The 15821-nt window shown below is 69.7% G+C and carries 14 protein-coding genes; 11 read left to right on the top strand and 3 right to left on the bottom strand.

Annotation, left to right across the window (positions count from 1 at the left end; genetic code table 11):
- From IEZ15_RS06505 to IEZ15_RS06480, 6 genes are all read left to right on the top strand, one after another.
- Positions 1–453, top strand: a 453-nt coding sequence (locus tag IEZ15_RS06505; RefSeq protein WP_373302511.1) for a sensor histidine kinase, incomplete at its 5' end; no start/stop codon positions are given.
- 198 nt (positions 454–651) lie between these two features.
- Positions 652–2007 (top strand): sensor histidine kinase, encoded by a 1356-nt coding sequence (locus tag IEZ15_RS06500; RefSeq protein ID WP_189274965.1) that lies wholly within the window; start codon positions 652–654, stop codon positions 2005–2007.
- Positions 2008–2191: 184 nt separating this feature from the next.
- Positions 2192–2866: a LuxR C-terminal-related transcriptional regulator gene (locus IEZ15_RS06495; protein ID WP_308427387.1), complete on the top strand. Its 675-nt coding sequence runs from the start codon at positions 2192–2194 to the stop codon at positions 2864–2866.
- Between the two features lie 305 nt (positions 2867–3171).
- Complete coding sequence (locus IEZ15_RS06490) at positions 3172–5127, top strand: 2-oxoacid:acceptor oxidoreductase subunit alpha (protein WP_114246058.1); 1956 nt, start codon at positions 3172–3174, stop codon at positions 5125–5127.
- Complete coding sequence (locus tag IEZ15_RS06485) at positions 5120–6178, top strand: 2-oxoacid:ferredoxin oxidoreductase subunit beta (protein ID WP_189274963.1); 1059 nt, start codon at positions 5120–5122, stop codon at positions 6176–6178. Before IEZ15_RS06490 ends, IEZ15_RS06485 begins: the two co-directional genes overlap by 8 nt.
- A gap of 130 nt (positions 6179–6308) precedes the next feature.
- Positions 6309–8264, top strand: a complete 1956-nt coding sequence (locus IEZ15_RS06480; RefSeq protein WP_189274961.1) for an APC family permease — start codon at positions 6309–6311, stop codon at positions 8262–8264.
- Here IEZ15_RS06480 and IEZ15_RS06475 read toward each other — a convergent pair.
- On the bottom strand, positions 8252–8650 hold the full coding sequence (locus IEZ15_RS06475; RefSeq protein ID WP_189274959.1) for a winged helix-turn-helix transcriptional regulator: 399 nt from the start codon (positions 8648–8650) through the stop codon (positions 8252–8254). The two genes, IEZ15_RS06480 and IEZ15_RS06475, sit on opposite strands and share 13 nt — an antisense overlap.
- A gap of 108 nt (positions 8651–8758) precedes the next feature.
- On the opposite strand from IEZ15_RS06475, the gene IEZ15_RS06470 reads away from it, so the two are divergent.
- From IEZ15_RS06470 to IEZ15_RS06455, 4 genes are all read left to right on the top strand, one after another.
- Positions 8759–9619: an SDR family oxidoreductase gene (locus IEZ15_RS06470; RefSeq protein ID WP_189274957.1), complete on the top strand. Its 861-nt coding sequence runs from the start codon at positions 8759–8761 to the stop codon at positions 9617–9619.
- 164 nt (positions 9620–9783) lie between these two features.
- The gene (gene rarD, locus IEZ15_RS06465) at positions 9784–10770 is read left to right on the top strand and encodes an EamA family transporter RarD (RefSeq protein WP_189274955.1); all 987 of its coding nucleotides are present in this window, start codon (positions 9784–9786) and stop codon (positions 10768–10770) included.
- An 81-nt stretch (positions 10771–10851) separates the two neighbouring features.
- Positions 10852–12417, top strand: coding sequence for an FAD-dependent monooxygenase (locus IEZ15_RS06460; RefSeq protein WP_189274953.1), 1566 nt, complete (start codon positions 10852–10854; stop codon positions 12415–12417).
- Between the two features lie 57 nt (positions 12418–12474).
- Complete coding sequence (locus IEZ15_RS06455) at positions 12475–12756, top strand: sortase family protein (RefSeq protein WP_157987153.1); 282 nt, start codon at positions 12475–12477, stop codon at positions 12754–12756.
- 188 nt (positions 12757–12944) lie between these two features.
- On the opposite strand, the gene IEZ15_RS06450 is transcribed toward IEZ15_RS06455, so the two are convergent.
- A complete protein-coding gene (locus tag IEZ15_RS06450; RefSeq protein WP_189274951.1) occupies positions 12945–13862 on the bottom strand; it encodes a nitroreductase/quinone reductase family protein in 918 nt (305 codons plus the stop codon).
- A gap of 400 nt (positions 13863–14262) precedes the next feature.
- Here IEZ15_RS06450 and IEZ15_RS06445 point away from each other — a divergent pair, with 400 nt between their 5' ends.
- The gene (locus IEZ15_RS06445) at positions 14263–15069 is read left to right on the top strand and encodes an HAD family hydrolase (protein ID WP_189274949.1); all 807 of its coding nucleotides are present in this window, start codon (positions 14263–14265) and stop codon (positions 15067–15069) included.
- A gap of 128 nt (positions 15070–15197) precedes the next feature.
- On the opposite strand, the gene IEZ15_RS06440 is transcribed toward IEZ15_RS06445, so the two are convergent.
- Positions 15198–15791, bottom strand: a complete 594-nt coding sequence (locus tag IEZ15_RS06440) for a TetR/AcrR family transcriptional regulator (protein ID WP_114246050.1) — start codon at positions 15789–15791, stop codon at positions 15198–15200.
- Positions 15792–15821: the final 30 nt, after the last annotated feature.

Raw genomic sequence — 15821 nt, 5'->3', positions numbered from 1 at the left:
CTCCGCGACCTCGCCCGCGGCATCCACCCCGCCGTCCTCACCGACCGAGGCCTCGACGCCGCACTCTCCGCCATCGCCTCCCGCTGCACCGTCCCCGTGACGGTGGGGGTGGATCTGCCGGCGCGTCCCGCGGAGGCGATCGAGGGAATCGCCTACTTCACGGTCTCGGAGCTGTTGCAGAACGTGAGCAAACACAGCTCGGCACGTTCGGCGTCCGTCGAGGTGTGGCGGTCGGCGGACCGGCTGCTGATCCAGGTCACCGACGACGGGGAGGGCGGGGCCCGGATGGACGGCGGTACGGGCATGGCCGGGCTGGCCGAACGGCTGGGCGCCGTCGATGGGCTGTTCGTCCTAGACTCGCCGGTCGGCGGTCCTACGACGGTCACCGCCGAGCTGCCCTGGCGGGACCGGGAGAGGGAGCCGAACCGCACAGGGGCGGCCAGGCGGCCCTAGAGGCCCAGCGACCCCGGAAGGCCGGCACGCCCGGGCCCAGCCCCCTGAGCCCCCTGAGCAGGGTGGGGAAAACCCCCGGCCGAAGAGGGATACCGCCCTCATGGTGCGCCGACACGCGACCCAGCAACCTTGATGTACCGGCCGGAACCCCGAAACCACCGGAGAAACCGGCTCCATGAGAAGAAACGGACTGCACCCATGGCCACGGCATACGGACCGGACACTCGGGACCACCAGCGGTCCGGAGCCGGTTTCGGGGACCACCCCCCGGTGAAGCACTTCTTCCCGGCCGCGCTGCGCGCGCCTTTCGAGGGCAGGACCTGGCGCGAGTTCGGCTATCTGCTGCTGAGTCTGCCGATCAGCGTGGTCCTGTTCAGCCTCTCGATCACCCTGACGACGCTGGGCATCGGCATGCTGATCACCTTCCTCGGGGTTCCGATCCTGGCCGGCGCGCTGGCCATGTGCCGCGGATTCGGCGCGATGGAGCGGGCCCGGGCGCGCGGGCTGCTGAAGCTGGACGTGGCGGACCCGGCGCCGGTGCGCGGCAGGACCGGCGGCCTGCTGTCCTGGGTGGGCGCGGTCCTCAAGAGCGGGGTGTCCTGGCGGCATCTGCTCTACGCGCTGCTGCACCTCCCGTGGGCGATCTTCGCCTTCACTGTTTCGCTGACGTTCTGGTCGTGGGGGTGGGCCGCCCTCACCTACCCGCTGTGGCAGTGGGTCTTCCCGGCGTCCGTGGGGACCGGCGGCATCCAGCTGTACGGCGACGACGGCCACCGCGTCTATCTCGACTCCCCCTTCGAGCTGACCGCGACCAGCGTGTGCGGCCTGGTACTCGTCCTCGTCACACCGTGGATCATCCGTGGGCTGGCGGGCGTGGACCGGGTGATGGTGTCGGGGCTGCTCGGGCCGTCCCGGCTGGCGACGCGCGTCTCCGAGCTGGAGTCGGACCGCGGGGTGGTCGTCGACACGGCCGCCGCCGACCTGCGCCGCATCGAACGCGACCTGCACGACGGGGCACAGGCCCGGCTCGTCGCCCTCGCCATGGATCTGGGTCTGGCGAAGGAGAAGCTGACCGACGACCCCGAGGCCGCCGCCCGCATGGTCGACGAGGCCCACGGAGAGGTCAAGGTCGCCCTCCAGGAACTCCGCGACCTCGCCCGCGGCATCCACCCCGCCGTCCTCACCGACCGAGGCCTCGACGCCGCACTCTCCGCCATCGCCTCCCGCTGCACCGTCCCCGTGACGGTCGAGGTGGACCTCGCGTCCAGGCCCGCCCAGGCCATCGAGGGAATCGCCTACTTCACGGTCTCCGAGCTGTTGCAGAACGTGAGCAAGCATGCACGCGCGACCCGCGCATCGGTCGATGTGTGGCGGACGGCGGACCGGCTGATGCTCCAGGTCACGGACAACGGGCGCGGCGGCGCAGATGTGTCCTCGGGCAGCGGGCTGGCCGGGTTGACCGAGCGGCTGGACGCGGTGGACGGCGTACTCGTCGTGGATTCCCCGCAGGGCGGCCCGACGCGGATCACGGCCGAGCTGCCGTGGCGCGGCTGAACACACCCGCACACACGCACGGAGCCGTGAACAGGACCGCCCACCCCCACTGCTCCCCCTCGTCCCCGGCCGCCGGACCGGCTTGAAATCAAGCCGGTCCGGCGGCCGGGGACACGGCACTGCCGATACTGGGATGCTGGACGTCATACAGGCGGGACCAGCGAGCAGTGGGGGATACAGCGTCATGGTGGAGGACAGGGTGCGAGTAGTCATCGCCGAGGATTCGGTACTGCTTCGGGAAGGGCTCACCCGGTTGCTGACCGATCTCGGGCACGACGTCGTCGCCGGGGTGGGGGACGCCGAGGCGCTGATCAAGACGGTGCGCGACCTCGCCGGACAGGATGCGCTGCCCGATGTGGTGGTCGCCGATGTGCGGATGCCGCCCACCCACACCGACGAGGGCGTGCGGGCGGCGGTGCGGCTGCGCAAGGACTATCCCGGGATCGGGGTACTGGTCCTTTCGCAGTACGTCGAGGAGCAGTACGCGACCGAGCTGCTGGCCGGATCCAGCCGGGGTGTGGGGTATCTGCTGAAGGACCGGGTCGCCGAGGTCCGGGAGTTCGTGGACGCGGTGGTCCGGGTGGCGCAGGGCGGGACGGCACTGGACCCGGAAGTCGTGGCGCAGCTGCTGGGGCGAAGCCGTAAGCAGGACGTCCTGGCCGGGCTGACGCCGCGCGAGCGCGAGGTGCTCAGCCTGATGGCGGAGGGCCGGACGAACTCCGCGGTGGCCAGGCAGCTGGTGGTGAGCGACGGGGCCGTGGAGAAGCACGTCAGCAATATCTTCCTGAAGCTGGGCCTGTCCCCCAGTGACGGGGATCACCGCCGGGTGCTGGCGGTGCTGACCTACCTGAACTCCTGACGAGCTGACACCCTGTCAGATACCTGATGAAGGTCACCGCGGGGGCCGGATGCGGCCGCCGCGGTGACCCGCGCCCGGACAAGGGCCGATCGGGGTCCTAGAACCAAAGAATGAGTGCACAGCGTCTTCACCGAACGGCTGAGGGGCTTGCGAAATATGACAAACCGGTATCAAATCGCGTCTCAAAACAACGTCCACCATATGATCGGTCCAGGGAAGGCGACCCTTACCGACGTAGGGTGGGCCTTGGGACCGCCGGCGGGCCGGCCGGTCCCGAGCCGCCGCCCCGAGGGAGGTCCAGTTCAGTGACCAGCCAGGTCAGTAGCCCAGCCGAACAGGCCGATGAGGCCAGCGAGGCGCTCGTCGGGGGACAGCGTGCCCCCAGTCCCGATCACACGGGCGCCGGCGAGAAGGAGATCCGTCGTCTGGACCGGGTGATCATCCGCTTCGCGGGTGACTCCGGAGACGGTATGCAGCTCACCGGTGACCGGTTCACCGCGGAAACCGCGTCCTTCGGGAACGATCTCTCCACGCTGCCGAACTTCCCCGCCGAGATCCGCGCCCCCGCAGGTACCCTGCCGGGGGTTTCGTCGTTCCAGCTGCATTTCGCCGACCACGACATCCTGACGCCGGGCGACGCGCCGAACGTCCTGGTCGCGATGAATCCGGCCGCACTCAAGGCCAACATCGGCGATGTGCCGCGCGGCGCCGAAATCATCGTCAACACCGATGAGTTCACCAAGCGCCCGATGGCGAAGGTCGGCTACGAGACCAGTCCCCTGGAGGACGGCTCCCTGGAGGCGTACAACGTCCACCCGGTGCCGCTGACCACCCTCACGATCGAGGCGCTGAAGGAGTTCGGGCTCTCCCGCAAGGAGGCCGAGCGCTCGAAGAACATGTTCGCGCTCGGGCTGCTCTCCTGGATGTACCACCGGCCGACCGAGGGAACCGAGGCATTCCTTCGCGCCAAGTTCGCGAAGAAGCCGCAGATCGCCGAGGCGAACGTCACCGCGTTCCGCGCCGGGTGGAACTTCGGGGAGACGACGGAGGACTTCGCGGTCAGCTACGAGGTGGCACCCGCCTCACAGACCTTCCCGCCGGGTACGTACCGCAACATCTCCGGGAACCTGGCGCTGTCCTACGGGCTGATCGCCGCGGGCCGGCAGGCGGATCTGCCGCTCTATCTGGGCTCGTACCCGATCACCCCGGCCTCCGACATCCTGCACGAGCTCAGCAAGCACAAGAACTTCGGTGTACGCACCTTCCAGGCCGAGGACGAGATCGCGGGCATCGGTGCCGCACTGGGCGCAGCGTTCGGCGGATCGCTTGCGGTGACGACGACGTCCGGGCCCGGAGTGGCTCTGAAGTCGGAGACCATCGGGCTCGCCGTCTCACTCGAACTACCACTGCTCGTCATCGACATCCAGCGCGGCGGCCCGTCCACCGGTCTGCCCACCAAGACCGAGCAGGCCGACCTGCTCCAGGCGATGTACGGGCGCAACGGCGAGGCCCCGGTCCCGATCGTGGCCCCGAAGACCCCGGCGGACTGCTTCGACGCCGCGCTCGACGCCGCCCGGATCGCGCTGACGTACCGCACCCCGGTGTTCCTGCTCTCGGACGGCTATCTCGCCAACGGCTCCGAGCCGTGGAAGATCCCCGAGATCGACGAACTCCCCGACCTGCGCGTCCAGTTCGCCACCGGTACGAACCATGAGCTGGCCGACGGCACCGAGGTCTTCTGGCCGTACAAACGCGACCCGCAGACCCTGGCCCGCCCGTGGGCCGTCCCCGGCACCCCCGGTCTCGAACACCGCATCGGCGGCATCGAGAAACAGGACGGCAGCGGCAACATCTCCTACGACCCCGCGAACCACGACTTCATGGTCCGCACCCGTCAGGCCAAGGTCGACGGCATCGAGGTCCCCGACCTCGAAGTCGACGATCCGGGCGAGGCGCGGACACTCGTCCTCGGCTGGGGTTCCACCTACGGCCCCATCACCGCCGCCGTCCGCCGGCTGCGGGCCGCGGGACAGCCCATCGCCCAGGCCCATCTGCGCAACCTCAACCCCTTCCCGAGGAATCTCGGCGAGGTGCTGAAGCGTTACGAGAAGGTGGTGGTACCGGAGATGAACCTCGGCCAGCTGGCCACGCTCATCCGGGCCAAGTACCTGGTGGACGCGCGCAGTTACAACCAGGTCAACGGTATGCCGTTCAAGGCCGAGCAGCTTGCGACGGCTCTCAAGGAGGCCATCGATGCCTGACACCAATGAACTCCTGCAGCTGGTGCCCAAGGCCGAGGCCAAGCAGTCCATGAAGGACTTCAAGTCCGACCAGGAAGTGCGCTGGTGCCCCGGTTGCGGTGACTACGCGGTCCTCGCCGCCGTGCAGGGCTTCATGCCCGAGCTCGGACTGGCGAAGGAGAACGTCGTCTTCGTCTCCGGCATCGGCTGCAGCTCCCGCTTCCCGTACTACATGAACACCTACGGGATGCACTCGATCCACGGCCGCGCCCCGGCCATCGCCACCGGTCTCGCGTCCTCCCGCCGCGACCTGTCCGTCTGGGTCGTCACGGGCGACGGTGACGCGCTGTCCATCGGCGGCAACCACCTCATCCACGCGCTGCGCCGCAATGTGAACCTGAAGATCTTGCTCTTCAACAACCGGATCTACGGACTCACCAAGGGGCAGTACTCCCCCACATCCGAGGTCGGCAAGATCACCAAGTCGACGCCGATGGGCTCGCTCGACGCCCCCTTCAACCCGTTGTCCCTGGCCATCGGCGCGGAGGCGTCCTTCGTCGCCCGTACGATCGACTCCGACCGCAAGCACCTCACGAGCGTGCTGCGCGCGGCGGCCGACCACCCGGGCACGGCGCTGGTGGAGATCTACCAGAACTGCAACATCTTCAACGATGGCGCCTTCGAGGTCCTCAAGGACAAGGATCAGGCGCAGAACGCGGTCATCCGGCTGGAGCACGGGCAGCCGATCCTCTTCGGCGCGGAAAACGACAAGGGTGTCGTGCGCGACCCGGCCACGGGTGACCTCAAGGTCGTCGCGGTCACCGAGGAGAACCGGTCGCAGATCCTCGTCCACGACGCCCACGACGCCAGCCCCACCACGGCCTTCGCGCTGTCCCGGCTCGCCGATCCCGACACCCTGCACCAGACCCCCATCGGGGTACTGCGCAGCGTGGAGCGGCCGGTCTACGACACGCAGATGGCCGAACAGCTCGAGACCGCCGTCGAGTCGGACGGCAAGGGCGACCTGGCCGCACTGTTCGCGGGCAACGACAACTGGACGGTCGTCGGCTAGCGGACACCCCTGGGCTACATCGGCCGACGGCACCCCCTCGGGGCTACTTCCCATCGCCGGACGGGCTGAATTTCGGCCCGTCCGGCGATTGCGGCCAGGGGTGCGACCGGCCACCGCGCACCATGTGGCCATGACCCCGGACCGCCCCGCGTACCGCATCAAGCGGCGTCTGCTCGGCAGAGCGCTCACCACCGAGCGCATCAGCGAGGAGAAGCTGAACAACCGGACGGCGCTCGGGGTGCTCGCCTCCGACTGCATCAGTTCGTCCGCGTACGGCTCCGAGGAGATGCTCCGGGTCCTCGTACCCGTCGTCGGCGCCGCCGCGTTCACCCTGCTCATGCCGGTGACCGGGGCGATCCTGCTCGTACTGCTGCTCCTCACGCTCTGCTACAGCGATGTCGTGATGATCTACACCAGGGCGGGCGGGTCGTACGTCGTCGCCCGGGAGAACTTCGGGCCCAACATCGCGCAGATCGCCGCCGTGGCGCTGCTCGTCGACTACATCGTCACCGTCGCCGTCCAGGTCTCGGCCGGCACCAACGCCCTGATCTCGCTCGCCCATCTGGCCGGCAACAACTTCACCGGCCTGGACCATCTCCAGCTCCCGGTCTCCGTAGCCGTCATCGTGCTGCTCGCGTACGGGAATCTGCGCGGGGTCCGCGAGGCGGGCCGGGCCTTCGCACTGCCCGCCTATCTCTTCATGGCCGCCGTCGGCCTCGTCCTTCTCGTCGCCGCGCTGCGCGGGCTCACGGGCGAGCTGCCGCGCGCCGATCTGCACGCCGCCGGGGTCGTGCCGCTCGGCACTCCGGGCAACGGCTGGCTCTACGGCGCCTCGCTCTTCATCGTGCTGCGCTCGTTCGCCAACGGCGGGTCGTCCCTCACCGGGCTCGAAGCGATCTCCAACGGCATCTCCGCGTTCCGCGAACCCCAGGGCCGCAATGCCCGCCGCACCCTCATCGTCATGAGCACGGTGCTCGGCATCCTCGTGCTCGGTGTCTCCACGCTGGCGCACTTCACCCATGCAGTCCCGTACACCGACGGCACACCCACCGTCATCGCGCAGGAGGCCCATCTCGCGTTCGGCGGCGGGCCGCTCGGTACGGCCGGGCTGGTCTTCGTGCAGCTGGCGACCGCGCTGGTCCTCTACACCGGCGCCAACACCCCGTTCACCGGCTTTCCGTACCTCGCGAGTTTCGTCGCCAAAGACCGGTTCCTGCCGCGGGTGCTGACCCGGCGCGGGCACCGGCTGGCGTTCTCCAACGGCATCATCTCGCTGGCCGTCGTCTCTCTGGCGCTGCTGCTGGTGACCGGCGCCAGCGTGGACAAGCTGGTGGCGCTGTACGCGATCGGCGTGTTCACCGCCTTCACCATGGCCGGGGCCGGCCTCACCGCCTACCACCTGCGGCGCCGCGAGACGTACCGCAGGCTCAAGATCGCGGTCAATGGGACCGCCGCGGTCATCTCCGCCGCCGTGGTGCTGATCTTCGCCGTGACCAAGTTCACCGAGGGTGCCTGGCTGGTCGTGGTGATCTTCCCGCTCGGGGTGTGGGCGCTGATGCGGATCAACCGCGAGTACCGGCACGAAGCGGCCGCGCTGGAGACCATCCAGGCTCCGGGCGCGGACCGGCCGCGGTTCCGCCGCCATCTGGTGTTCGTCCTCGTCGAGACGCTCGACCTGGCGACGCTGAAGGCCCTGCGCTACGCCCATGAGCTGCGCCCGGACGAGATCCGGGCGGTGCACTTCGCGATCGACGAGGCGTACGGCAGACGGCTGGCCGCCCGGTGGGAGGCGACGGCCGCCACGTCCGTGTCCCTGGAGCTGGTGGAGTGCCCGGACCGGCGGCTGCGCCATGCGATGAAGGAGCTCGCGTCCCGCACCACGGAGGACGGCGAGACCTGGCTGACGGTGCTGGTGCCCCGGCGGACGTACAGCAACGCGCTCGGGAAGCTTCTGCACCGGGGCACGGGTGAACAGATGGCCAAGACGCTGGCGCAGCTGCCACACGTGGCGGTGACGATCCTGCCGTTCGACGTCTCGCGGGCGCTGCGCACGCTGGAGGAGGGGCGCGCGCCTCAGCCGGACTGAGCCTGCTCCTTCTTCCCGGCGTCGTACACCTCGCGCGCCGCGTGCACGGCGTCCAGGCGCCGCTCCGTCCAGCGGGCCAGCGCCCACACCTGCTCGGCGGCCTCCCGGCCCAGCCCGGTGAGCGAATAGTCCACCCGCGGCGGGATCACCGGTTTCGCGTCCCGGTGCACGAAGCCGTCACGCTCCAGCGTCTGGAGGGTCTGGGCCAGCATCTTCTCGCTGACGCCACCGACCTCGCGGCGCAGTTCGCTGAAGCGGTACGAGCGCTCCAGCAGGGCGGCGAGGACCAGGACGCCCCAGCGGCTGGTGACATGTTCGAGCACCAGTCGGGAGGGGCACATCTGCCGGTTCACATCGGGCTTCCTGCTCAGGCCACTCACGCTCATACCAGTACCTTACTTCAAAGTGGGTACTTTCGATTGGTTAGTGCATTCCATACAGTGAGTCTGCGAGCCCGAACAAGGACCAGTGCCACCAAAGAGGAGAAACCCCCCATGAGCATCGTTGTCACCGGAGCCACCGGAGAACTCGGCCGTCTCGTCGTCGACCAGCTGCTCACCGCCGTGCCCGCGAACGAGATCGCCGCCGTCGTCCGCAACGAGGAGAAGGCTGCCCCGCTCGCCGCCCGCGGCGTCGAGCTCCGCGTCGCCGACTACGACCGCCCCGAGTCCCTCAAGGACGTCTTCCGGGCCGGCGACCGGGTCCTGCTCATCTCCGGCAGCGAGGTCGGCAAGCGCGTACCGCAGCACACCGCCGTCATCGACGCGGCCAAGGCGGCGGGCGTCGCGCAGCTCGCGTACACCGGTGTGCTGGGCGGCCCCGACGCCGACTTCAAGCTGGCCGACGAGCACAAGGTCACCGAGCAGCTGATCCTCGACTCCGGGCTGCCGCACACCTTCCTGCGCAACGGTTGGTACACCGAGAACTACACCGCCAACCTCGCCCCCGTCCTGGAGCACGGTGCCGTCGTCGCCAACGCGGGCGACGGACGGGTCGCCTCCGCCACCCGCGCCGACTACGCCGCGGCGGCAGCCGCCGTGCTGACCGGCGAGGGTCACATCGGCGCGGTCTACGAGCTGAGCGGGAATGTCGCCTGGTCGTTCGCGGAGTACGCGGCGGAGGTCGCCAAGGCCACCGGCAAGGAGATCGTGTACAAGAACGTCCCGGCCGCCGTGCACCAGGAGATCCTGGTCGGCGCCGGCCTGCCCGAGGGTTTCGCGGCAATCCTCGTCGACGTCGACGCCGCGATCGAGCGCGGACTGCTCGCCGGTACGAGCGGTGACCTGGCCCGGCTGATCGGCCGGCCGACGACGCCGCTCGCCGAGACGGTGACCGCGGCGGTGGCCGCCGCGTAACTCCGCCCGTCACCGGGACGGCGGATGCGGCGCAACTCCGCTCCCCCGCACCCCACGGGCCCCATGTCATGACCGTATGCCGATACGGCTATGACATGGGGCCCTCCCGGCGCTACCGTCATGCAGTCGGCGGAGCAGTTGGCACAGACATGCTGGGAGGGCCCGTGAAGGGAACAAATGAACAACGGGCCGGACTGCTGTCCGGTATCGGCGCCTACGGCCTGTGGGGCATCGTCCCGCTGTTCTGGCCGCTGCTGAAGCCCGCCGACGCGATCGAGATCCTCGCCCACCGCATGGTCTGGTCCCTCGGGGTCGTCGGCATCGCACTGCTGGTGCTGCGCCGCTGGTCCTGGATCGGTGAGCTGATACGACAGCCGAAGAAGCTCGGCCTGATATCGATCGCCGCGGCCGTGATCACGGTCAACTGGGGTCTGTACATCTGGTCCGTGAACAACGGCCATGTCGTCGAGGCCTCGCTCGGCTACTTCATCAATCCGCTGGTCACCATCGCCATGGGCGTTCTGCTCCTCGGTGAACGGCTGCGCCCCGTGCAGTGGGTGGCGGTCGGCACCGGTGTCGCGGCGGTGCTCGTGCTGGCGATCGGTTACGGACGGCCGCCGTGGATCTCGTTGACCCTGGCGTTCTCCTTCGCGACTTACGGCCTGGTGAAGAAGAAGGTCAACATGGGCGGCCTGGAGTCGCTCGCCGCCGAGACCGCCGTGCTGTTCGTGCCCGCACTCGGCTATCTGCTGTGGCTGGGCGCGCAGGGCGATGCGACGTTCGCCTCCGAGGGCCTCGGTCATTCGGCACTGCTGGCCGCGACGGGTGTCGTCACGGCCGCGCCGCTCGTCCTTTTCGGGGCAGCGGCCATCCGCGTACCGCTCTCCACGCTGGGTCTGCTGCAGTATCTGGCGCCGGTCTTCCAGTTCATCCTCGGCATCCTGTACTTCCACGAGGAGATGCCGCCGGAGCGGTGGGCCGGGTTCGCCCTGGTGTGGCTGGCACTCACCCTGCTGACGTGGGACGCGTTCCGGACGGCGCGGCGGACGAGGGCGCAGGCGCAGACTCGTGCGGTGCAGCTGGCGGCGCAGCAGACACCGACGGCCGGGGATTCCGCTTCGCCCTCCTCCGCCGCAACCCCAGCGAAGTGACCACAAATTTAGTTACTGAGTTGCTTTTTTAACTCGGTTGCGCTTCCCTGGGGGTCCACGGAACGCAACCGAGGAGCCTCCATGTCCACCTCCGCGCCCACCACCCCCGTACTGATCGTCGGCTCGGGTCCGACCGGCCTGACCCTGGCCTGCGATCTGGCCCGGCGCTCCATCGACGTGCGGATCATCGACAAGTCCCCGGACTTTCCTCGCAGTTCACGGGCCAAGGGCCCCAACCCCCGCTCCCTGGAGGTCCTGGAGGACCTCGGCGTCGTGGACAGGGTCCTGGCCGCGGGCTCGGCGCCACTGCCCATGCGCAAGTACCGGAACGGGCTGCCGATCGCCGACGCCGACCCGTTCGGGGCATCGCGCCCGACGCCGGACGCCCCGTACGACCGGGGGTGGCTGATCGCCCAGTGGCGGCTGGAGGAGATCCTGCGGGACCGCCTGGCGGAGTACGGCGTACACGTCGAACTCGGCGCGGAAGCCGAGCGGTTGACGGTGGGCTCCGACTCGGTGACCGTCGGGCTCGCAGACGGCCGGAGCATCGGGGCGCGGTACGTGGTGGGCTGCGACGGCGGCCACAGCCCGGTGCGGGGGATGCTCGGCGTCACATTCGAGGGGAAGACGACCGAGGAGCAGATGATGGTCTGCGGGGACGTGGCGGCGGACGGCCCCGACCGCGGCTACTGGCACCAGTGGTTCGACGACGACGGCGCCGTGATGCTGTGCCCGATCCCGGGTACGCGGTCGGGCTGGTGGTTCCAGGCGGGGCCGGAGCGGGACCGGGCGGGAGCCCCCGTACCGCCCTCGCTGGAGAGCTTCCGGCGGCTCTTCGCCAAGCACACCGGGCTGCCGGGCACCCGCCTGACGCAGGCCACCCTGCTGTCCACGTACCGGGTCAACGAGCGCATGGCCGACCGCTACCGGGTGGGCCGCGTACTGCTGGCCGGGGACGCCGCGCATGTGCACTCCATCGCGGGCGGACTCGGCATGAACACCGGGATCCAGGACGCGTTCAACCTGGGCTGGAAGCTCGCCCGGGTCGTCACCGGCCAGGCTGATCCCGGTCTGCTGGACACCTACGAGGAGGAGCGGCTGCCCGTGGCCTCCTGGGCGCTGGACATCAGCTCCGAGCGGCTGCGGGTCACGCTCGATGCGATCCGGCAGCCGGGCGGCGGCCTGGACTCGGTGTTCACCAGGGAGACCACGGGCCTCGGCCTGGGCTACCGCTGGAGCTCCCTCTCCCCCGCAGGCTCCACCGCTCGCCTGCGAGCGGGCGACCGCGCCCCGGACGCCCCCTGCCGCAACGCCGGGACGGGCGCACCGACCCGGCTGTTCGAGGCGTTCGCCGGACCGCACTTCACCCTGCTGGGCTTCGGCCCGGCCACGGCGGACGCGCTGCGGGCGACGGAAACGACGTACGGCGACGCGGTGCGGGCGTACGGGGTGGACGCCGAAGCACGGCACGGCCTGACCGACGACGCAGGCCACGCCCGCTCGGCGTACGGCATCGAAACGGGCGCCGACACCCTCGTCCTGGTCCGCCCGGACAACCACGTGGGGCTGATCGCGCCGGCCGACGACGGCCGGGCTGTCATGGACTACCTGAACCACCTGAGCGGTACGGCATTCAGGCGGCTTTGAGCGCGTCACGGCAGGCAATCCCAGAACTACCACATGTTTATATTCTTCTGACATGTCATGAGCCGATTCACGCGCACGTCCGGGTACTCCCGCGTGCTCCTGCGCACCGCCACCGCGGCCCTGTCAACGCTGTCCTTCCTCATCTGCGGAACCTCGCCCACCACGCACGCGGACGACAGCGTGGAGCAGGTCCACCCGTCCGGCGTCGAATCCCTGCGCTCCGGTGCGACGGCCGACGTCCGCCGCACCTATCGCACGATCGCCACGCACCGCGTCTACGCCATCGAGGAGTACCCGAGGCAACACTTCCCCAGCACCCACGTCCACGGCGCCACGTAGAAAGCCCGACACCGCTTGCTGCCGGGCGCCGGGTTCGCTCCTGCGCCGGGCGCGGGAGGCCGGGCGCGGCGGGCGGCTGTGCGGCGTGGGTCCCGCGGCCGACCGCCGCCCACCGCCCGCCGCCCGCCGCCCGACACGAACCCGGAGATCATCACGTCGGCACGGAGGGCGTGGGGGATCCTTGATGCCTACTCGCCAGGAGCCGGAGGAACCGGAGGCCATGGGACATCGGCCAGCAAGGGAAGGATCTGCTCCTCCTCGTGGTCGAGGTGCGCGTTCAGCTCCGTCGACATCCGGGCCAGCTCGGCGCGGAAGCGCTCGGGGTCAGTGATCCCGATGCCCGCCAGCAGGGCCGCCAACTCGCCCTGGATGCGCGCGACCGTGCGGTGTTCGTCGGCGAGCCGGGCGAAGGTGTCGGTCAAGTGCGGGTGGTAGTGGGCGATTTTGGGGAACAGGTGCGCGTCCTCGCTGGTGTGGTGGAACTCCAGGGCCTGGCAGAACGCCAGGCAGCGCTGCCTGATCTGGAGCCCCAGGCTCGGGGCCGGCGCTTCACCGGGGCCCCGGTGGGCCGCCCGTGCGATGAAGTGGGCATCGGCCTCCGTCTTCACCTGGCGCAACTGGCCCCGCAGCCAGCTGTGGACCTCCATGACCTTGTCGGCAAGGCTGTTGACCTCGCGGGGGCTCTCCCAGCCGTCGGGTTCGGCGCGCTCCAGCACCACGACCGGCAGGGACCGGGTGGTCCCGGCCTGGTAGTCGCCGTATCCGGGCGCCGCTTCCACTGCGTGCGCGAACAGTTCCTCGCGCCGCGCCCCCTCGGCGGGAACCGCGAGGGCCTGGAAGCTACGGGTGCCGGCCTCCACCCGTACCACGGGGTGGGCGAGCAGGTTGTGGTACCAGTCGGGGTGGTTCGGGGAGCCGAGGTTGGAGCCGACGATCAGCAGCGAATCGCCGTGACGGACATAGCCGAGAGGAGTGGTGGTCTCCTTCCCCGACCTCGCGCCGGTGGTCGTCAGCAGGAGCAGATCGCCGCCCTCGAAGGGGCCACCGACCTTCCCTCCATTGGCGCGGAACTCCTCGATGACTGATTGATTGAAGGATGTGGGCATACGGTTCTGTGTCTCCGGAAGATGCGGATGAAGCCCGCAGTGACTGCGGGAACGGCTGATCGTGCAGCGCACGGGACGGAGCCACCGCACGGCCGGCCGCCGGACACGGCCTGCCGGCAACTACGGTGCGCGGTCACAGGACTTGGCGTCTGGACGGCGCACATGACGGTGCCGGGACGCGCGAACGGCAGATGATGACGTGCGGCTTCTGCGCTACGTCACGTACAGGGCGCGGAGTATGAACTCATCACGGACCCCTTGGATGAAGGGTGTTCGCCCGATCACCGGCCGGCCCACTGCTCTTTGGCCGGCGTCACGCGACACCGTTTTCATTACACGCAGTCGGCCGTCGCCTGTCAACGCGGACGTGTGCGCACCGGGCCGACCTTAGGCTTGATCCATGCCGATCCCACCCGCATATGCCCTCGTCGCCACGGACCTGGACGGCACCCTGCTGCGCCGCGACGACAGCGTGAGCCCCCGCACCCGCGCCGCGCTCGCCCTGGCCGCACGGGCCGGAGCACGGCATCTCGTGGTCACCGGGCGGCCCGTGCCCGGCATACGGGGGCTGCTCGCCGGGCTGGGCTACCGGGGGCCGGCGGTCTGCGGGCAGGGGGCCCAGCTGTACGACGCCGGGTCCGGTCGCATAGTGCGTGCGGTCACCCTGGACCGGGAGGCCGCGGACACCGCACTCGGCAAGATCGAGGCCCAGGTGGGGCCGGTCCACGCGGCCGTCGACCAGGACGGTGCCGAGGGGCGGACGCTGATCGAGCCGGGATATCTGATGCCCCATCCCACACTCCCCGCCCAACGCACCCGCCATCGCCACGAGTTGTGGTCCGCTCCTGTCATCAAGGTGCTCATCCGGCACCCGGAGCTCACCGACGACGCACTGGCCGAGGCGGCCCGTACGGCGGTCGGCGATCTCGCCTCCGTCACGCTCTCCGGCCCCGGCACCGTCGAATTGCAGCCGTTCGGCGTCGACAAGGGAAGCGGGCTCGCGCTGGCCGCCGAGTTCCTGGGTGTGGACGCGGGCACGGCGATCGCCTTCGGGGACATGCCCAACGACCTGCCGATGTTCCGCGCGGCCGGGTACGGCGTCGCGATGGCCGACGCCCATCCGGACCTACGGGCCGCGGCGGACGAGGTGACGTCGTCGAACGAGGGCGACGGGGTCGCCGAGGTGCTTGAGCGGGTGTTCGGCTGAGCGGCGGGCCCGGCTCGCCGAGCAGCAGGCCTCGCAGAGCCGGAACCCGCCCTGGTCGGGCCCGCGCCCTCCGGGAGCCCCCCATGCTCGCACGCCCGTCCGACATTGCCATGCCGTCCGGCCGGATCTCACGGCTCCGGTGGCGCCCCGAGCGCCCGCAGCACATGCGCGACCAGTGCCGCGATCGTCTCCTCGTCCTGCACCGGCTTGCGCAGCACATGGCGGTAGTACACCGGGCCGTACAGCATCTCCACCGCCAGCGGGAGGTCGGCGTCCGGCGGGATCTGGCCTTGTTCCTGGGCCCGTCGCAGGCGGTCGACCGCCTCCTCGAAGCGGGGGTCGATCAGCTTCGTTCTGACTGTTTCCGCGAGTGCGTCGTCATGGTGGACCTCGGAGAGAATCCCGGCGTACGCGGGGCCGTAGGGCGGCGTGGAGAGCAGCTTCACCGCGCCCATCACATTGGCCCGCAGGTCGGCGGCGATGTCGCCGGTGTCGACGAACGGCGTCGTGCCGACCAGTGCGTCGGTGAACGCCTCCAGTATCACTGCGCTCTTCGACGGCCACCAGCGGTAGATCGTCTTCTTGCTGACACCCGCTCTGGCCGCGATGGCCTCGACCGTGACCCGGCCGTACCCCTTCTCCGTACACAGTTCGAGGGCGGCCTCCAGGATCGCCCGTCGTGATCTCTCGCTGCGACGCAGTGAACTCGGCGATGTGATCATTCGGTGAGCATAGGTGTATTTGAGCCAATC

Source organism: Streptomyces atratus (genome assembly GCF_014648655.1).
Classification (GTDB): domain Bacteria; phylum Actinomycetota; class Actinomycetes; order Streptomycetales; family Streptomycetaceae; genus Streptomyces; species Streptomyces atratus.
The sequence above is the reverse complement of the archived record's forward strand: the minus strand, read 5'-3'. Positions and strand labels throughout refer to the sequence as shown.